Source organism: Sphingomonas yunnanensis, from assembly GCF_019898765.1.
Taxonomy (GTDB): domain Bacteria; phylum Pseudomonadota; class Alphaproteobacteria; order Sphingomonadales; family Sphingomonadaceae; genus Sphingomonas; species Sphingomonas yunnanensis.
The window spans coordinates 826,579-843,980 of the sequence record NZ_JAIOKB010000001.1 but is presented as its reverse complement, the minus strand read 5'-3'; the positions used below and the strand labels follow the sequence as shown (position 1 = coordinate 843,980).

Below are 17,402 nucleotides of genomic sequence, written 5' to 3'. Positions count from 1 at the left end.
GGACCTCAGTCCTCGCCGAACTTGCCCTCGACCAAAGCGCACATCGTCGCGACCACGTCCTCGGCGGCATCGCCCTCGGCGCTGATCGTGATCTGGTCGCCCTTGGCGGCGCCGAGCATCATCAGCCCCATGATCGAGGTGCCGACCACCTCCGAATCGCCCTTGGCGACCTTCACCGGCACGGGCAGGCCCGAGGCGAGCGTGACGAACTTGGCGCTGGCGCGCGCGTGGAGCCCGCGGCGGTTGGTCACCTCCACGGTGCGCGACACCGTCACGCCGCCGCCTCGCCGAGCACTTCCGACGCGACCGAGATGTATTTGCGCCCCGCCTCGCGCGCCGCGGCGACCGCGGCGGTGACGGTCATCGCCTTGCGCGCCGACTCGAGCCGGATCAGCATCGGCAGGTTGATCCCCGCGATCACCTCGATCCGCCCGCGCTCCATCAGCGAGATGGCCAGGTTGGACGGGGTGCCGCCGAACAGGTCGGTCAGCACGATCACGCCGCGCCCCGAGTCGACGTCGGCGATCGCACCGGCGATGTCGGCGCGGCGCGCCTCCATGTCATCGTCGGGCCCGATCGCGACCGTGCGCACCTGGCTCTGCGGTCCGACGACATGTTCCATCGCCGTCACGAACTCGTCCGCGAGGCGGCCGTGGGTGACGAGCACCAGACCGATCACGGGTCCGAGCATGGGCTTCGATACTTCGTTCATTGACGCGATGGTCGTCCTTCGAGCGCATCCTGCGGTGCCGCCGCCAGGTCACGATGCGTGATGGTGGGACAAAAGCCCGCCTCGCGCAACCGACGACCGACCCGCTCGGCGACATGCACCGAGCGGTGCTTGCCGCCGGTGCACCCGAAGGCAACGGTGACGTAGGGCTTACCCTCGGCGTGATAGCGCGGGACGAGCAGCAGGAGCAACTCCTCGATCCGGCCAACTGCCTCATCATAAGCCGGATCCGCCGCGACATAGGCGGCGACCTCCGGGTCCAGCCCGGTGTGCGGTCGCAGTTCGGGTACCCAGTGCGGGTTACGCAGGAAGCGCATGTCGAACACCAGGTCGACCCCCGCTGGCACGCCGCGCGCGAAGCCGAATGACTCGACCGTCAGTGTCGTGCCGACGGTGCCGTCGCGGCGGAAGGTGCGACGGATCTCCTGCGCCAGCTGATTGCTGGTCAGCCGGGTGGTGTCGATCAGCCGATTGGCGCGCGCGCGCAGCGGTTCGAGCAGGCGCCGCTCGAGTGCGATCCCCTCCACCGCCGGGCGGTCGTCGGCGAGCGGGTGGCGGCGTCGCGTCTCGGCGAAGCGGCGCGCCAGCTCGCCCTCCGAACAGTCGAGGAACAGCATGCCGACCTCCACGCCCGGCTCCTCGCGCAGCTGCTCGAAGCGGCGCAGCACCGCGGCGGGGTCGAAGTTGCGCGTGCGCGTGCCGAAGCCGAAGGCGAGCGGGCGCGGCGTCTCGCCGCTGTCGGGCGGCAGCGCGACGACACGGGCGAGCAGCGACAGCGGCACGCTGTCCACCGTCTCCCAGCCGAGGTCTTCCAGGGTCTTGAGCACGGTGGTCACGCCCGCGCCGGCCATGCCGGTGATCAGCAGCACCTCGGTCACGACGGCATCTCCTTCAGTCGTGCCAACGCCCATTCCACCTTGATCGGTGCCGAGGGCCAGCGCGGATCGATCACGATCTCGGGCAAGGCGACGCCGACGAGCTCGATCCAGCGCGGCTCGGGCATGCGCTCACCCTCCTCGCCGAGCGCGACCACCAGCGCGATCGGCGCGACGAGCCGGTACGGCCTGTCGACGATGCCGAGCCCGCGCACCTCCATCCGCCCCGCGATCGTCGCGGGCGATCCCGCCACCAGGTCGGCACCGTCGTGCACCAGCATCGTGTAGTCGTCCGCCACCAGCTCGGCGCCGCGATCGATCAGCCGCAGCGCCAGATCGGACTTGCCCGCGCCCGACGGCCCCGTGAGCAGCACCGCGCGCCCGCCGAGCGCGACCGCGGTGGCGTGGAGTGTCACCGGCGCGGTCACGCCGCCGCTTCCCGCTCGGCGAGCGGCAGCCGCACGACGAAGCGCGCGCCGCTCAGCCGGTCGTCCCGCGACTCGACGCCGATCTCGCCCTGGTGCGCGTCGACGATCGTGCGCGCGATCGCGAGGCCCAGGCCGCTATGCTCGCCGAAGCTCTCCTCCGCCGGACGCACCGAGTGGAAGCGCTGGAAGATCGACTCGCGCGCCGTCTCGGGCACGCCCGGGCCCTCGTCCTCGATCCGCACCTCCAGCATCGAGCGGTCGCGCCGCACCGCGACGCTGACGACGCCGTCATCGGGCGAGAAGGAGATGGCATTGTCGATCAGATTGGCGAAAACTCGCTCCAGCCGCGCGCCTTCGCCGAGCACGTGGAGCTCGCCTTGGTCGCGCGCGTCGAGCCACACGCGCACCCCGCGCGCCACCCCGCGCGCCTCGCGCTGCGCCACCATGGCGGCGAGCATGACCTCGACGTCGACTGGCTCGAAGGTCGCGCGGCTGAGCTGGGCGTCGAGCCGCGACGCGTCCGATATGTCGCCGATCAGCCGGTCGAGCCGGTGGACGTCGTCGCCGACGATGGCGAGCAGTTGCGCCTGCGCGGCGGGGTCGCGGACATGGCCGAGCGCGTCCACCGCGGAGCGGAGCGAGGCTAGGGGGTTCTTGAGCTCATGCGTGACGTCGGCGGCGAAGGCCTCGGTGGCGTCGATCCGCGCGCGCAGCGCGAGGCTCATGTCGCTGAGCGCGCGCGCGAGCATGCCGATCTCGTCGCGGCGTTCGGGCAGGCGCGGCACCACCACCTCGCGCGCGCGGCCGAGCCGCACCCGCACCGCGGCGCGCGCCAGCCGGCGAAGCGGCTCGACGATGGTGCGCGCGAGGAACAGCGACAGGCCGATCGAGATCGCCGCCACCACCAGCAGCACCACGCTGAGTCGGAAGCGCTCGAGCCGCACGCGCTCGGTGATGTCGCGCGCGTTGACCGCGGAGAGCAGCGCTCGGCCGCCGGGCAGCGGCGCGGCGGCGGTGATGACCGGGGTGCGATCGGGCGCACGCCATACCGTCACCGCGCCGGACGCACCGGCGAGCACCGCGCGCACGTCGGGCCAGCGTCGCCCGTCGGCGCGCTCGCGATAGCCCGGGGCGAGCGGGGCGCGCACGACGCGGTCGATCGCCGCGTCGAGGAAGCGCGCGCTGCGCTGGGCGATCGAGTCGTCGTCCGGATCGTCGAGGTGGAAGTTGGCGACGCCGAGCGTGCGCGAGTCGGCGCTCGCGGCGCCCGCGGCGTCATACAGCCGCAGTCGCGTGCCCGTGTCGGTGGCGAGTCGCGCCAGCAGCCAGTCTCGCCGCGTATCGGGGATGGCGGTGAGCGCCTCCGCCATCAGCCGCGCCTCGCGCGAGGCCTGCGCCGCGCGCTCGTCGAGGATGCGCGTGCGGAACGAGTCGAGGTAGAAGAAGCCGCCCGCCAGCAGGAGAAGCGCCAGGATGTTGACCGCGAGGATGCGCGGCGTGAGCGAGACCTTGCCGGACCAGGAGCGTGCCTGCTCGGCGGCGTCACTCCTCCGAAAAGCGGTAGCCGGCGCCATACAATGTCTCGATCGAGTCGAAGCCGGTGTCGACCTCGCGGAACTTGCGGCGGACGCGTTTGATATGGCTGTCGATGGTGCGGTCGTCGACGTAGATGTCGTCCTGATAGGCCGCGTCCATCAGCTGATTGCGCGTTTTCACGATGCCGGGGCGCTGCGCCAGCGTCTCGAGGATCAGGAACTCCGTGACGGTCAGCGTCACGTTCTGACCGTCCCAACTGACGCGGTGGCGTGCCGGGTCCATCACCAGCCGGCCGCGCTCGATCGGGCCCTGCGCGGCGGCATCTTCGCCGCCTGGTGTACCGCTGCCCTCGGTGCGGCGCAGGATGGCACGGATGCGCGCGATCAGCAGCCGCTGGCTGAACGGCTTGGCGATATAATCGTCCGCGCCCATCGCCAGCCCGAGCGCCTCGTCGAGTTCGTCGTCCTTGCTGGTGAGGAAGATGACCGGCACGCGGCTCTTCTCGCGCAGGCGTCGCAGCAGCTCCAGCCCGTCCATCCGCGGCATCTTGATGTCGAAGATCGCGAGATCGGGCGAGTTGTCGGTGAGCGCTTTGAGCGCCGCCTCGCTATCCGAATAGACCCGCGTGAGAAAGCCCTCGGCCTGCAGCGCGATCGACACCGAGGTGAGAATGTTGCGGTCGTCGTCGACCAGCGCGATCGTGGCCGTCATCGAGGGATCCGGGTCATAAGTTCGAGTGGGTAGTCCAAAGCGCGCGCGCGCTCAATGGCACGCGAAAGGCCGAGCCACTGTCATGTTTAACATGTTTGACGCGCGGCCAGCGTACGCGTAAAACATGTTTAGCACAGGCCGCGGCGCGAGGGCGCGGCGGCGAAGCAGAGGATGGACCATTGAGCGATCGCATTCCGGACGCCGGGCTTGAGGCGCAGGGTATCGAGACTCGCGCCACGCTCCACTGGAACCTGGTCACCGCGCGGCTGGTCGAATCCGCGGTGGCGCGCAACGAGGGCAAGCTCTCCGCCGACGGGCCGCTGGTGGTCGAGACCGGACAGCACACCGGCCGCTCGGCGCAGGACAAGTTCATCGTGCGCGACGCCGAGACCGAGGCGAGCGTGTGGTGGGGCAAGTCGAACAAGGCGATGACGCCCGATCAGTTCGCCGCGCTCAAGCAGGATTTCCTCACCGCCCTGCGCGCCAAGAGCGACCTGTTCGTGCAGGACCTGTACGGCGGCTCGCAGCCCGGCCATCGCGTCCGCGTCCGCGTGATCAACGAGCTGGCGTGGCACAACCTCTTCATCCGCACCATGCTGGTCCGCCCCGAGGAGCGTGAGCTCAAGGGCTTCGTGGCGGATTACACGATCATCGACCTGCCGAGCTTCCGCGCCGATCCGGCGCGCCACGGCTGCCGCAGCGAGACCGTGATCGCGGTCAACATGACCGAGAAGCTCGTGCTGATCGGTGGCACGCGCTACGCCGGCGAGATGAAGAAGTCGGTGTTCGGCATCCTCAACTATCTGCTGCCGCCGACCGGGGTGATGCCGATGCACTGCTCGGCGAACATGGGCGCGGACGGGCGCACGGCGGTGTTCTTCGGCCTGTCGGGCACGGGCAAGACGACGCTGTCGGCCGACCCCAAGCGCACGCTGATCGGCGACGACGAGCACGGCTGGTCCGACGACGCGGTCTTCAACTTCGAGGGCGGCTGCTACGCCAAGATGATTCGCCTCTCGCCCGAGGCCGAGCCCGAGATCTTCGCCACCACCAAGCGCTTCGGGACGGTGCTCGAGAATGTCGTGATGGACGAGGTGACGCGCCAGCTCGACCTGGACGACAACTCGCTCGCTGAGAACAGCCGCGGCGCCTATCCGATCGACTTCATCCCCAACACGTCCGAGCGCAACATGGGCGGGACGCCGCGCAGCATCGTGATGCTGACCGCTGACGCCTATGGCATCCTTCCGCCGATCGCCAAGCTGACCGCAGACCAGGCGATGTATCACTTCCTGTCCGGCTATACCGCGCGCGTCGCGGGCACCGAGATGGGCGTGACCGAACCCGACGCGACCTTCTCGACGTGTTTCGGCGCCCCCTTCATGCCGCGCCACCCGTCGGTCTATGGCAATCTGCTCAAGGAGCGGATCGCGCGCGGCGGAGTGGACTGCTGGCTGGTCAACACCGGCTGGACCGGCGGCAAGTACGGCGTCGGCCATCGCATGCCGATCAAGGCGACCCGCGCGCTGCTCGACGCGGCGCTCGACGGCAGCCTCAACCATGTCGAGTTCCGCACCGACCCCAACTTCGGGTTCAAGGTGCCGGTGGCGGTGCCGGGCGTGGACAGCGCGATCCTCGACCCGCGCGCGACCTGGGCGGACAAGGCCGCCTATGACGCCGCGGCGGCGCGGCTGGTCGATCTGTTCAACGACAATTTCGCGCAGTTCGCGGAGCACGTCGATCAGGGCGTGCGCGACGCCGCACCGAGGACGGTCGCGGTGACGTGAGATGGGTAGGAGGGTTTGTTCTCGCAAAGCCGCTAAGACGCGACGAGAAGAAGGCTGATCCGCGCGGAGGCGCGGAGAGCGCGCGCATGCCGCGCCAACGGCTCTCTACCTCGAATGAGGTGTCCACGACGCCGGCACCGAATAGCTTCCTCTCTGCGCCTCCGCGTGAACCAACCTTCTTCGCGCCTCATCGCCTTCGCGTGAACGATATTCCTTCTTAGATCGCCGGCGAGGGCCGGTGCCCGTCTGCAAGGTCGTCAAGGCCGAGCCGGGAGGATCATCCGATCGCACCGCGGGCTTCGCCGGGTAAAAAGCGACTTGGCGCATCATGTCGATCGCCACCAACGAGAAGCGCCGCCCGCGTCCTGTGATGCGGGCGGCACTCCGGTACCAGCCGATTGCCGAGATCAGCGCGGCTTGCGCTTCACCTTGGTCGTCGTCGTGGTCGCGCCCGGCGCAGCGGTCGAGGCGTCCGCGCTGGTACCCGGGGTCGACGCGCTCTCGGTGCCGGTCGCTGCAGTGGTGCCGGCGGCCATGTCGCCCGCGGTAGTCGACGACGAGGTCGTCGACGCCGCTCCCGCACTGCCGCCACCCGCCGCGGTCATCGCGGCCTTGAGCTGGGCCGCGGTCATGCCGAGCATGACGCCCTGCGGGCCGGGGCCGAAACCGCTGGTCGGCAGCACGACCGGACCGTCGGTGGTCGTCAGTGTCACGCCGCTGGCGTCGACCGACTTGATCGTGCCCACCTGCGCGCCGCCGGTGCCGTAGACCGTGGCGCCGGGAACGAGCTTGGACTTGAAGTCGGCCGACGCCTGCGCTTGCTGCTGGCCCGCTGCCGCCTCGAGCTGGGCCTTGGTCATCGCGAGAACCGGTCCCTGCGCGCCCTGGCCGAGCGAGGTCAGCGGGATCGCCGCCTTGACCGTGCCGGTGTTGACCACCGCGTTGCTGCCATCGGTGCTCTCGACGGTGCCGACGACCCCGCCCGAGGTATCATAGACGGTGGCACCGGTGGTGACCGCGGCCGCACCCGTGGCAGGCGCCTGGGCCGGCGCCGCCGCTTGCGCCAGCGCGACCCCGGGTAGGGCAGCGGCGGAAACGAGGGCGAAAACGGCGAAGTGCTTCACGAGAAACTCCTATGGTCGTTTGCGAAGAGGTAACGTCGCTGAAACGATCGCGTCACAACGAGGGTTCCGGTATATGGCCGACACGCCCTGCACCTGAGGTGAACCGCTCGTTCATCGAACAGTCGTTCCCTTCCTGTTCCTCGAATGCTAGGAACGAGCGATGGCGAAGATCAACAAGCGATATGTCTGCCAGGCGTGCGGCGCGGTGACTCACCGCTGGCAGGGGCAGTGCGCCGACTGCTCGGAGTGGAACACGCTGGTGGAAGAGGCACCGCTCTCGGCCACGCCGTTCCAGGCCAAGCATAACCTGCAGGGCGGGGGGCGAACGATCGCGCTGGTCGGGCTCGATGCCGAGGTAGCGCTGCCGCCGCGCACGCCGTTCGGAATCGCCGAACTCGATCGCGCGCTGGGCGGCGGGCTGGTGACGGGCTCGGCGACGCTGATCGGCGGCGACCCCGGCATCGGCAAGTCGACCCTGCTGCTCCAGGCGGCGGCGGCGCTGGCGCGGCGCGGCCACGACGTCGCCTATGTGTCGGGCGAGGAGGCGGCCGATCAGGTGCGCCTACGCGCGCGTCGGCTCGGGCTGGGTGACGCGCCGGTGAAGCTCGCCGCCGCCACCTCGACGCGCGACATTCTCACCACGCTGTCGCACGACCGCCCGCCCGCGCTGCTGGTGATCGACTCGATCCAGACGATGCACTCCGACCTGATCGAGGGTGCGCCCGGCACGGTCAGCCAGGTCCGTGCCAGCGCGCAGGAGTTGATCCGTTTCGCCAAGGAGCGCGGCACGGCGGTGGTGCTGGTCGGTCATGTCACCAAGGACGGCACGATCGCGGGGCCGCGCGTGCTGGAGCATATGGTCGACACGGTGCTGAGCTTCGAGGGCGAGCGGAGCCACCAGTATCGCATCCTGCGCAGCCTGAAGAACCGCTTCGGCGGTACCGACGAGATCGGCGTCTTCGCGATGGTGGCGGAAGGCCTCGAGGAAGTATCGAATCCCTCCGCGCTCTTCCTCACCCAGCGCGACGAGGGCGTGACCGGCGCGACCGTCTTCCCCGCGCTGGAGGGGACGCGACCGGTGCTGGTCGAGATCCAGGCGCTGGTGGTGCGGCTCGCCAGCGGGGCGACGCCGCGGCGCGCGGTGGTCGGCTGGGACTCGGGGCGGCTGGCGATGATCCTGGCGGTGCTGGAGGCGCGCTGCGGGCTCAGCTTCTCGACCTGCGAGGTCTATCTCAACGTCGCGGGTGGCTATCGCGTGCAGGACCCGGCGGCGGATCTCGCGGTCGCGGCCGCGCTGGTCTCGGCACTGAGCGAGCGGCCCGTCCCCGCCGACGCGGTGGCGTTCGGCGAGATCGCGCTATCGGGCGAGTTGCGCCCGGTCGCGCACGCGCCGCTGCGGCTCAAGGAGGCGGCCAAGCTGGGCTTCGAGCGCGCGCTGCTGCCCGACAGCGCGGCGGGGGCGGAGCGCGAGGCGATGCGGCGGTCGAGTTTCCGGACGCTCGGGCAGTTCGTCGATCACCTGTTGGGGAGAGGATGAGTCGCGGAGAGGGTGAGGCGACCAGATCGGAGAACCCAATCCTTCCCGCCGGCGGGGAGGGGACCGCGCCGCGAAGCGGCGCGGTGGAGGGGTTGCTCCACGCAGCGCAGCGCTGATGGACGCCCCCCTTCATTAGCCTGCGGCTGGTCTCCCTCCCGGTGCCGGGGAGGATCTGTGTGTAACGTCTGGTGCTATGTACTCACCGGTCTGGGCCGCCTCGTCGCGTTAGCCCCACGCGCCCTCACCGCAACTCGCGCTGGCCGCCGCCGCCGCCACGCCATATGGAGGCGCACATGGACTTGCAGGGGCTCGACATCGCCGTGCTCGCCGCGGTGGCGCTGACCGCGCTCGGCGGGGTGCGGCGTGGCTTCGTCGGCGAGGTGCTCGCGCTGTTCGCCTGGGTGGCGATGGTGTTCGCGCTCAAGATCTTCCACCTGCCGCTCGCGCGCGCTCTGTCCGGCACCGTCGGCAGCGCCTCGGGCGCGGCGGTGCTGGCCTTCGTGATCCTCACCGCCGGCACCTATTTCCTCAGCAAGATCGTGGTCAACGCGGTGGCGCGGCGCACCCGCACCTCGGTCCTCGGCCCGATCGACCGCGCGCTGGGTTTCGGTTTCGGTGCGCTGAAGGGTTTGATCCTGGCGAGCCTCGCCTATCTCCTGCTGATCCTCGTGCTCGACACGACGGGCGGCGGGCCGTCGCATCGGCCGGCGTGGCTGACGCGGGCGCGCACTTACCCGCTGCTCAGCGCGACGAGCGCGTCGATCGCCGATTTCGTCGACCGTCGCCGGCGCGGCGAGCCCGTCTTCGCGCCGCGCGTGCCCCCGCGCTCGGTCAGAGAGAATAGAGAGTCATGAGCCTCGACCTGTACACCCCCGAGATCAGCGCGCTCGCGATCGGCAACCCCTATCCCGAGCGGCTCGCCGACCCGGCGGGAACGGCCGAGAAGCGCTCGCCGATCTGCGGTAGCCGCGTGACCGTCGACGTCGCTCTCGACCGCGACGGGCGGGTGGCCGCGCTCGGCACCCAGGTACGCGCCTGCCTGCTCGGTCAGGCGTCGTCGACGCTGCTGGCGCGGCACGCCGTCGGCCGCACGCCCGAGGAGCTGGCGGCGGCGCGCGACTCGCTCACCGCCTGGCTCGCCGGCACCGGGAACGTGCCCGACTGGCCCGGCATCGGCATCTTCACGCCGGGGCTCAAGCTCACCGCGCGCCACCCGTCGATCCGGCTCGCCTTCGAGGCCGCGGCGGAGGCGGCCCAGCAGGCGCGCGCCGCGAGCAAGGTCGGCGCCTGATGGAGCATGCCGCCGACGGCTCGCTGGTCCGCGACGGCACGATCCTGCTCGGCGCGGGACTGGCCTTCGTGCTGCTGTTCCGCCGGCTCGGGCTGGGCGCGACGTTGGGCTTCCTCGTCGCCGGCGCGCTGGTCGGGCCGCAGCTGCTCGGTCTCGTCGGCGACGCCGAGACCAAGCTGGGCTTCGCCGAGCTCGGCATCACGCTGCTGCTGTTCATCGTCGGGCTTGAGCTGAGTCCGACGCGGCTGTGGCGGCTCAAGCAGGACATTCTCGGCCTCGGCGCTATCCAGGTCGTCGCCTGCGGCATCGCCATCGCCGCGATCCTCGCGCTCGCGGCCAAATTCTCGCTCGCTGCGGCACTCGCGGTGGGTATGCCGCTGGCGCTGTCGTCGACCGCGCAGGTGCTGCCGATGCTGCAGTCGTCGGGGCGGCTGCGCACGCCGTTCGGCGAGCGCGCTTTCTCGATCCTGCTGTTCCAGGACCTGTCGATCATCCCGATGATCACGATCATCGCCGCGATGAGCCGTAACCCCGAGGCGGCCGCGGGGCCGCCGGGCTGGCTGCTAGTCGTCTATACCGTGCTCGCGATCGCGGGGCTGGTCGCGGTCGGGCGCTTCGTGCTGCGCCCTTTGTTCCGCGGCATCGGCAATCTCGGCGAGCGCGAGATGTTCGTCTTCGCCGCTCTGTTCACCGTGATCGCCGCGGCTGCGCTGATGGAGTGGCTGGGCCTCTCCACCGCGCTCGGCGCCTTCGTGGCGGGCGTGATGCTGGCGGACAGCCCCTATCGCCATGAGCTGGAGACCGACGTCGAGCCGTTCCGCTCGATCCTCCTCGGGCTTTTCTTCCTCGCGGTCGGGATGATGCTCGACCTGCACGCCATCGCCGAGCGCCCCTTCTTCGTGGTCGCGATGGCGGTGGCGCTGATCGTCACCAAAGCGGGGATCATCACCGCGCTAGGGCTCGCCTTCCGCATGAAGTGGCGGCAGGCATTCGCGCTCGGGCTGCTGCTGAGCCAGGGCGGCGAGTTCGGCTTCGTTCTGCTCGCCCAGGCGCAGAACGCCTATCTCATCGCGCCCCAGGCAGCGAGCCTGTTCGGCGCGATCATCACGCTGTCGATGGCGACCACGCCGTTCCTGATGATGTTCACGCGTCGCTTCCGCGAGGAGCCGATCGTCGCCGACGGCGCGCGCGACGGTCCCAAGGCAGACGGCGCCAACGCGATCATCGTCGGCTACGGCCGGTTCGGTCAGACCGTCGGGCAGATGCTGATGATGCAGGACATACCGGTCACGCTGATCGACACCGATATCGAGATGATCGACATCGCGGAGGAGTTCGGCTCGAAGGTGTATTACGGCGACGGCACGCGGCTCGACCTGCTGCGTCAGGCGGGCGCGGCCGAGGCGGAGCTCCTCCTGTTCTGCATGGACGGCGACCAGCTCGACCTCGGCCAGCTCGAGGCGGTGCACGAGGCCTTCCCGAACGCCGCCATCTACGTGCGCACGTTCGACCGGCGCGCGCTGGTGCGGCTCAAGCCGGGGCCGGCGCGCGGGGTGGTGCGCGAGGTACTCGAGTCGGCGATCCGGATGGCGCGACTGGCGATGGAGGGTCTCGGCATCTCGCCTGCCGAGATCGACCGCGCCGAGCAGATGTACCGCGCCCGCGATCGCGAGCGGCTGCGTATCCAGATCGAGGCGGGTGACATCCGTGCGGCGCGCGCGCTGGTCGCGGAGCAGGCACCTTGGGGTGGAGGGCAGCGAGAGTGAACTGGCTGATAGTCCTGACCGCGCTGTCGGGCGCGTTGGCGGTAGGGGCGGGCGCGTTCGGCGCGCATGGCGCCAGTGGCGCGGCGGTGGAGTGGCTCAAGACCGGGAGCCACTATCAGCTGATCCACGCCGTCGCGGCCCTGGTCGCGCTGCGGCTGGAGGCGCGCGGGCCGGCGTGGCTCTTCCTCGCCGGCGGCGCGCTGTTCGCGGGGACCTTGTATCTGATGGCGCTCGGCCTCCCGCGCTGGCTCGGCGCGGTGACCCCGATCGGCGGCACGCTGCTGATCGCGGGGTGGCTGTGGCTCGCGTGGCTCGGAATGCGCGGGTAAGCCCGACCAGTATCGTTGAGCGCGTCGGGCTCCCGCGACCGCACGAGCCTAGCGGCGCGCGACTTCCGCTTGCGACCGCTGAGTTCCTCCGTGCACAGGAACACGAACCGGCGCTTAGCGCACCGGTGCCGCCTGCGCCGCCTCGGTCTCCCCACTCTGTGCGTCGCGCACCGAGGGGCGCAGCCGCGCTAGGCTGCACGCGCCCGCCACCAGCGCCAGCCCGGCCGAGACCAGCGGCGGCACCGCGCCCGCGCCGACCCCGAGCGCCAGCAGCGCCGCGACCAGGGTCGCGCCGGTCGTCTGACCGACCAGTCGTACCGTGCTGACCAACCCCCCCGCGGCGGCGGCGCGCGCTCGCGGGGCCGAGCCGATGATCAGCCGTGCGTTGGGCGGCAGGAAGGTGCCGAAACCCGAGCCGCACAGCGCCATGCGCCACGCCACGTCGAAATAGCTGGGATCAGCCGGCATCAACGCGATCAGCACCAGCGCGACGATCGAGATCGCCATGCCGATCCCGCCGAGCAGCCCCGCGGGCACCCGGTCGGAGAGCCAGCCGGTGAGCGGCGCGACGATCATGTTGGTCAGCGGCCAGGGGGCGATCGCGGCACCCACCTCCGCCGCGGTGAAGCCGAACTCGTGCGTGAGCCGGAACGGCGTCGACAGCAGCAGCGTCATCGAGGCGACGAAGGCGGTGAAGCCGCCGATCGTCGATAGCGCGATCACCGGTCGGCCCAGCAGGTCGACCGGCAGGATCGGGTTGGCGGTGACGCGCTCGCGCCGGACGTAGACGACGCCGATAGCGATCCCGAGCAGCACGATCGCGGCGGACACGACCGGGCTGTCGCCATGGACCGCGCTCTCCGCCCCGCCGATGACGAGGCCGAACATCGCCGCGCACATCGCCGCGCCGGGCCCGTCGAAATGGCGGTCACGCGGCGGCGCATCCGGCAGGGCGCGGCCGAGCAGCAGCGAGGCGAGCGCGAAAGGGATGGCGCTGGCGAACACCCAGGGCCAGGGCGCCACCGCGAGCACCAGCCCACCGATGGTCGGGGCCGCCGCGGCCGAGCTTGACACCACCACCGAGTTGATGCCGAGCCCGCGCCCCAGCTGCGCCGAAGGGTAGGTCTGGCGGATCAGCGCCGAAGCGACCGCCAGCGCGCCGGCCGCGCCGACCGCCTGCACCGCGCGCACCACCAGCAGGAAAGGCAGGCTCTTGGCGAAGAAGCAGAGCAGGGTCGCTCCGGTGAAGACGAGCTGGCCGAGCTGGTACATACGCTTCAGCCCGATGCGCTCGCCCAGCCCCGCGAAGGGGAGCAGCAGCATGACCAGCATCAGCTGGTAGACGGTGACGATGGCGACGACGGCCGAGGAACCCACGCCGAGATCCCGCGCGATCGTCGGCAGCGCGACGTTGGCGACACCGCCGTCGATAATCACCAGCGCGGTGCCGAAGGACAAAGCCGCGACCGCCGCGTAGCGGCGCGGTGCGGGCAGGCCATCGGTGCGGGCGGAGGCGGTTTCACTCGCGGGAAAGCGGCGGATCGGGTCAGCGATGGGCATCGTCGCAGGCGTGACTCGCCAGCGCACGGCTTGTTCCGCCGGGCGCACGGTCGCACAAGGTGCCGGACAAACACGGGCGCGGAGACGAGCATGACGGGAATGAGCCGGATCGGTCTGGGGTTGGCGTTCGCCGCGGCGCTTGCGGGCGCGCCAGCGCTCGCCCAGAGCAAGGCGATGACGGACGATCCCTACATCTGGCTCGAGGACAAGGACGGCGCCAGGGCGCTCGCCTGGGTCGAGGCGGAGAATAAGCGCACGCTGCCGCGGCTCGAGAGCGACCCGCGCTACCAGGCCTTCCACGCCGAGGCGCTGGCGATCGCCGCCGCCAAGGACCGTATCCCGATGCCCGGGCAGCTCATGGGCCGGATCGTCAACTTCTGGCGCGACGGGGATCACCCGCAGGGCATTCTGCGCTGGACCAGCGTCGAGGATTACGCTCGACCCGAGCCAAGCTGGCAGACGCTGCTCGATCTCGACGCGCTGAGCCGCGCCGAGTCGCGCAAATGGGTTTACAAGGGTCTGACCTGCCTGCAGCCCGAGGAGACGCGCTGCCTCGTCGCTCTGTCCGAGGGCGGCGAGGACGCGGTGACCTACCGCGAGTTCGACCTCGCCGCGGGCGGTTTCGTCGCGGGCGGCTTCGTGCTGCCGACCTCGAAACAGGGTGCGACGTGGATCGACCAAGACACGCTGATGGTCAGCCGCGACTGGGGCGCCGGAACGATGACCGCCTCGAGCTACCCCTTCGTGGTCAAGCTGCTCCGGCGCGGTCAGGCGCTCGACCAGGCGCAGGAGGTGTTCCGCGGCGAGCCCGGCGACCAGCTCGGGACCTATGCCAGCACGATCACCGACGGTGCCGGTCACCGCGCGGTGTTCATCGAACGCCGCCGCACCTTCTTCGGCGGTGACAAGGCCTTGTGGACGCCGCAGGGGATCCGCGCGCTCGACCTGCCGGGGCGCGCCTCGCCCGTCGGGATGATCGACGGGCGCGTCATCTTCGAGACCAGCGACCCCTGGGGCAAAGTGCCCGCGGGCGGCGTCGGGGCGGTCGCGCTGAGCGACCTGACGGCAGGGCGCACCACCCCGACTTTGGTGTTCGCGCCGACGGCGCGCCAGGCGGTCACCGGCGTCGACACCACGCGCCACCACCTGCTGCTGCAATATACCGACAACGTCCGCGGCCGGGTCGCGGTCTTCACGCGGGAGGGGGAGGGCTGGACATCTCGCCCGATCGCACTGCCCGACAACGCGAGTTTCGGCGTCGCCGGCACGTCGGATCGCAACGACCTCGCTTATCTCTCCACCACCGGCTTCCTGACCCCGACGACGCTGGCGCGCTTCGACGCGTCGAGCCCGGTGGCGCCGCAGCCGCTCAAGGCGCTGCCCGCCAAGTTCGACGCCGCCGGGCTCGTCGCCGAGCAGTTCGAGGCGACCTCGGGCGACGGCACCAAGGTGCCCTATTTCGTCGTCCATCGCCGCGACGCCAGGCGCGATGGCACCACGCCGACGATCATGACCGCCTACGGCGGGTTCGAGCTGCCGATGCTGCCGAGCTACATCGCCACAATCGGCAAATTGTGGCTCGAGCGTGGGGGCGCGTACGTGCTGGCCAATATTCGCGGCGGCGGCGAGTTCGGGCCGGCGTGGCACGACGCCGGGCGCAAGACGAAGCGACAGGTGATCTACGACGATTTCGCCGCCGTCGCGAAGGACCTGATCGCGCGGCGGCTGACCAGCCCGCGAAAGCTGGGCATCTACGGCGGGTCGAACGGCGGGCTGCTGATGGGGGTCGAGTTCAACCAGCATCCCGAGCTTTGGCAGGCAGTGACGATCCAGGTGCCGCTGCTCGACATGCTGCGCTACGAGCAGATCGCGGCGGGCGCCTCCTGGGTCGACGAATATGGCTCGGTCAGCGTACCCGCGGAGCGCGCCTTTCTCGCCACGATCTCGCCCTACCAGAACATCCGCAAGGGGGTGCGCTACCCTGAGCCGTACATCTGGACGACTACCAAGGATGACCGGGTCGGACCGCAGCACGCGCGCAAGTTCGCCGCGCGTCTCAAGGAATATGGTCTGCCTTACCTCTTCTACGAGGACACCGCGGGGGGGCATTCGGGCGACGCGGACATCGAGCAGGGCGCGCGGCTGCAGGCCTTGCAGATGACCTATTTCGCGCAGAAGCTGATGCCGCGCTGAGCCATTTCTCGTGCTATGGTGGGAACGTAGCCCAGCGCGCGAGGGTTCTTGCTGCAACGCAGCGCGATCGGCTAGGGGCGGCGTGATGAATGCTCAGACGATGAACAAGCCAAGCGCCGTACCCGATACTGTCCCGATCGTCTTCGAGGCGATCGTCAAGCAGCAGGCGATCGCCGCGACCTACAATCGTGGTGAAGTGACGCTGGCGCCGCACATTCTCTACACCAAGCACGGTGAGATCTATCTCGACGCGCTGACGCTCGAGCGCGACGGTCAGCCGCCCAAGGAGCCCAAGATCGGCGCGTTCAAGCTCGCCGGTCTGACCGGGCTGCGGATCACGCCGCGGCGGTTCAAGCCGAGCGAGCTGTTCGTGCCCGGCGAAGACCGATACGAGGGCGTGACGCTCCTCGCCGTGGAGGTCTGACCGGCTTGCCGGTCGATCGCTACGCTTCCTACGGCTTCAAGCGCCAGCGCGAGAGTGTCGCGCGGCGTTGGGGACGATGGGCGCTCGCGCTGTTCTACGCGCTGGGCGGAGTCGCGCATTTTGTCTTCACCGACGCTATGGCCGCCATCGTGCCGCCAGCGATCCCGCTGCCCGTCGCGGTGGTGGCGATCACCGGCGTGATCGAACTCGCCGGCGCGGCGATGCTGCTGCCGCGCGCCACGCGCCGCTTCGCGGGGTGGGGGCTCGCGGCCTATGCGCTCTGCGTCTGGCCGGCCAACATCTACCACGCGATGCTTGACCTCGGCAGCGATACCGGCCTGCCGATCTGGTACCACGCGCCGCGGCTGCTGCTTCAGCCGGTGATCATCTGGTGGGCGCTGTGGGGAAGCGGCGCGGTGGAGTTGCGCGAGTAGTGGCGGCTTCCTGACGTGCTCCGGCGCAGGCGGGGACCTGAGTGGAGAGGCCGTGGTGGTTCTCGCGCAGCATTATTCGACTGCGCTCCCGGCTAGCGCCGGGGTACGTACCTCATGGATGACGTGATCAGGCCTGCGATCTACGGAGCCAGCGCCTTCGCCAGCTCGTCCTTGCTCATCGACGAGCGACCCGGGATGTCGCGCCTCTTCGCCTCGGCGTAGAGGTCCGCCTTGGAGCGGTGGTCGCGATACGGCCGCGTCTTCGCCGCAACATCGTCGGGCTGGGCGGAGAATTGCTTGCCCTTCCGAGTGTCCGCGCGCTTCTTCGCGCTCGTGCGCGCGTAATCCCTGTCGGATAGCGCCTCGCGCGCTTTCTTCGGTAGATAGCGCTCGCCGCTCTCCTCGCTCTTCGCGCCCGACCCGGTGCCCCAATCCTCCTCGCTCCACTGGTGAAGCGAATTGTCCTCGTCCTTGCTGCCCTTATAGCCGCCGCCGCGCTTCTTATACTCGGCCACTGCCATCTGCGCCTTGCGCGCCGACCATTGGCCTTTCCTGCCTCCCTTCGCGCCGGTGGTAATCTCGCCCTTCACCGTCTCCCAGAGATCGGGATCGGTCTTCTCGGCGGTCTCGGACATGGCACACCTCCGCCGCGGACAACCCGGCCGCAACGGGAAAGT

Annotated in this window: 18 protein-coding genes; 9 read left to right on the top strand and 9 right to left on the bottom strand. The window is 70.1% G+C overall.

Translation table 11 applies throughout. The annotated features are described in order from the left end of the window. Positions 1–5: 5 nt before the first annotated feature. From K7957_RS04050 to K7957_RS04025, 6 genes are read right to left on the bottom strand one after another with little or no spacing between them, the layout of a single operon-like run. On the bottom strand, positions 6–275 hold the full coding sequence (locus tag K7957_RS04050; RefSeq protein WP_223010659.1) for an HPr family phosphocarrier protein: 270 nt from the start codon (positions 273–275) through the stop codon (positions 6–8). Further along, complete coding sequence (locus tag K7957_RS04045; protein ID WP_223011113.1) at positions 272–679, bottom strand: PTS sugar transporter subunit IIA; 408 nt, start codon at positions 677–679, stop codon at positions 272–274. Before K7957_RS04045 ends, K7957_RS04050 begins: the two co-directional genes overlap by 4 nt. A gap of 29 nt (positions 680–708) precedes the next feature. Continuing rightward, the gene (gene rapZ, locus K7957_RS04040; protein WP_223010658.1) at positions 709–1,641 is read right to left on the bottom strand and encodes an RNase adapter RapZ; all 933 of its coding nucleotides are present in this window, start codon (positions 1,639–1,641) and stop codon (positions 709–711) included. Further along, on the bottom strand, positions 1,605–2,033 hold the full coding sequence (locus K7957_RS04035; RefSeq protein ID WP_223010657.1) for an HPr kinase/phosphorylase: 429 nt from the start codon (positions 2,031–2,033) through the stop codon (positions 1,605–1,607). The genes rapZ and K7957_RS04035 overlap by 37 nt, the downstream gene beginning before the upstream one ends. Beyond that, positions 2,030–3,607, bottom strand: coding sequence for a sensor histidine kinase (locus K7957_RS04030; RefSeq protein WP_223010656.1), 1,578 nt, complete (start codon positions 3,605–3,607; stop codon positions 2,030–2,032). The genes K7957_RS04035 and K7957_RS04030 overlap by 4 nt, the downstream gene beginning before the upstream one ends. Beyond that, positions 3,576–4,280, bottom strand: a complete 705-nt coding sequence (locus K7957_RS04025; protein ID WP_223010655.1) for a response regulator transcription factor — start codon at positions 4,278–4,280, stop codon at positions 3,576–3,578. Before K7957_RS04025 ends, K7957_RS04030 begins: the two co-directional genes overlap by 32 nt. A 179-nt stretch (positions 4,281–4,459) precedes the next feature. On the opposite strand from K7957_RS04025, the gene K7957_RS04020 reads away from it, so the two are divergent. Further along, positions 4,460–6,067 carry a phosphoenolpyruvate carboxykinase gene (locus K7957_RS04020; protein WP_223010654.1) on the top strand — a complete coding sequence of 536 codons (1,608 nt, stop codon included), beginning with the start codon at positions 4,460–4,462 and terminating at the stop codon, positions 6,065–6,067. A gap of 407 nt (positions 6,068–6,474) precedes the next feature. On the opposite strand, the gene K7957_RS04015 is transcribed toward K7957_RS04020, so the two are convergent. Next, positions 6,475–7,191, bottom strand: a complete 717-nt coding sequence (locus K7957_RS04015) for a hypothetical protein (protein ID WP_223010653.1) — start codon at positions 7,189–7,191, stop codon at positions 6,475–6,477. Positions 7,192–7,351: 160 nt separating this feature from the next. Between K7957_RS04015 and radA the strand changes: the two genes are divergently transcribed. The 5 genes from radA to K7957_RS03990 all read left to right on the top strand — a co-directional run bounded on the left by radA (position 7,352) and on the right by K7957_RS03990 (position 12,114). Next, positions 7,352–8,728 carry a DNA repair protein RadA gene (gene radA / locus K7957_RS04010; protein ID WP_223010652.1) on the top strand — a complete coding sequence of 459 codons (1,377 nt, stop codon included), beginning with the start codon at positions 7,352–7,354 and terminating at the stop codon, positions 8,726–8,728. Positions 8,729–9,021: 293 nt separating this feature from the next. Beyond that, positions 9,022–9,582, top strand: coding sequence for a CvpA family protein (locus K7957_RS04005; protein ID WP_223010651.1), 561 nt, complete (start codon positions 9,022–9,024; stop codon positions 9,580–9,582). Then, positions 9,579–10,019 carry an iron-sulfur cluster assembly scaffold protein gene (locus tag K7957_RS04000; protein ID WP_223010650.1) on the top strand — a complete coding sequence of 147 codons (441 nt, stop codon included), beginning with the start codon at positions 9,579–9,581 and terminating at the stop codon, positions 10,017–10,019. Before K7957_RS04005 ends, K7957_RS04000 begins: the two co-directional genes overlap by 4 nt. Further along, positions 10,019–11,785, top strand: a complete 1,767-nt coding sequence (locus K7957_RS03995; protein ID WP_223010649.1) for a cation:proton antiporter domain-containing protein — start codon at positions 10,019–10,021, stop codon at positions 11,783–11,785. The genes K7957_RS04000 and K7957_RS03995 overlap by 1 nt, the downstream gene beginning before the upstream one ends. Beyond that, positions 11,782–12,114 (top strand): DUF423 domain-containing protein, encoded by a 333-nt coding sequence (locus tag K7957_RS03990; protein WP_223010648.1) that lies wholly within the window; start codon positions 11,782–11,784, stop codon positions 12,112–12,114. The genes K7957_RS03995 and K7957_RS03990 overlap by 4 nt, the downstream gene beginning before the upstream one ends. Before the next feature lie 114 nt (positions 12,115–12,228). Here the strand turns inward: K7957_RS03990 and K7957_RS03985 are convergent, their stop codons facing one another. Then, positions 12,229–13,674: an MFS transporter gene (locus K7957_RS03985; RefSeq protein WP_223010647.1), complete on the bottom strand. Its 1,446-nt coding sequence runs from the start codon at positions 13,672–13,674 to the stop codon at positions 12,229–12,231. A 99-nt stretch (positions 13,675–13,773) separates the two neighbouring features. Here K7957_RS03985 and K7957_RS03980 point away from each other — a divergent pair, with 99 nt between their 5' ends. From K7957_RS03980 to K7957_RS03970, 3 genes are all read left to right on the top strand, one after another. Next, positions 13,774–15,867, top strand: a complete 2,094-nt coding sequence (locus K7957_RS03980; protein ID WP_223011112.1) for a prolyl oligopeptidase family serine peptidase — start codon at positions 13,774–13,776, stop codon at positions 15,865–15,867. Between the two features lie 100 nt (positions 15,868–15,967). Continuing rightward, the gene (locus K7957_RS03975) at positions 15,968–16,291 is read left to right on the top strand and encodes a WYL domain-containing protein (RefSeq protein WP_223010646.1); all 324 of its coding nucleotides are present in this window, start codon (positions 15,968–15,970) and stop codon (positions 16,289–16,291) included. A 5-nt stretch (positions 16,292–16,296) separates the two neighbouring features. After that, positions 16,297–16,725, top strand: a complete 429-nt coding sequence (locus tag K7957_RS03970; RefSeq protein WP_246616632.1) for a DoxX family protein — start codon at positions 16,297–16,299, stop codon at positions 16,723–16,725. Between the two features lie 140 nt (positions 16,726–16,865). Here K7957_RS03970 and K7957_RS03965 read toward each other — a convergent pair whose 3' ends face one another. Further along, positions 16,866–17,360, bottom strand: a complete 495-nt coding sequence (locus K7957_RS03965; protein WP_223010645.1) for a DUF5872 domain-containing protein — start codon at positions 17,358–17,360, stop codon at positions 16,866–16,868. Between the last annotated feature and the right edge of the window lie 42 nt (positions 17,361–17,402).

What these genes read in the sequence shown, in the direction of transcription:
- K7957_RS04030 (WP_223010656.1), bottom strand. Translation starts at nt 3,607, where the DNA reads ATGGCGCCGGCTACCGCTTTTCGGAGGAGTGACGCCGCCGAGCAGGCA.
- K7957_RS04025 (WP_223010655.1), bottom strand. Translation starts at nt 4,280, where the DNA reads ATGACGGCCACGATCGCGCTGGTCGACGACGACCGCAACATTCTCACC.
- K7957_RS03985 (WP_223010647.1), bottom strand. Translation starts at nt 13,674, where the DNA reads ATGCCCATCGCTGACCCGATCCGCCGCTTTCCCGCGAGTGAAACCGCC.
- K7957_RS03995 (WP_223010649.1), top strand. Translation starts at nt 10,019, where the DNA reads ATGGAGCATGCCGCCGACGGCTCGCTGGTCCGCGACGGCACGATCCTG.
- K7957_RS04005 (WP_223010651.1), top strand. Translation starts at nt 9,022, where the DNA reads ATGGACTTGCAGGGGCTCGACATCGCCGTGCTCGCCGCGGTGGCGCTG.
- radA (WP_223010652.1), top strand. Translation starts at nt 7,352, where the DNA reads ATGGCGAAGATCAACAAGCGATATGTCTGCCAGGCGTGCGGCGCGGTG.
- rapZ (WP_223010658.1), bottom strand. Translation starts at nt 1,641, where the DNA reads ATGGGCGTTGGCACGACTGAAGGAGATGCCGTCGTGACCGAGGTGCTG.
- K7957_RS03975 (WP_223010646.1), top strand. Translation starts at nt 15,968, where the DNA reads ATGAACAAGCCAAGCGCCGTACCCGATACTGTCCCGATCGTCTTCGAG.
- K7957_RS04000 (WP_223010650.1), top strand. Translation starts at nt 9,579, where the DNA reads ATGAGCCTCGACCTGTACACCCCCGAGATCAGCGCGCTCGCGATCGGC.
- K7957_RS03965 (WP_223010645.1), bottom strand. Translation starts at nt 17,360, where the DNA reads ATGTCCGAGACCGCCGAGAAGACCGATCCCGATCTCTGGGAGACGGTG.
- K7957_RS03980 (WP_223011112.1), top strand. Translation starts at nt 13,774, where the DNA reads ATGAGCCGGATCGGTCTGGGGTTGGCGTTCGCCGCGGCGCTTGCGGGC.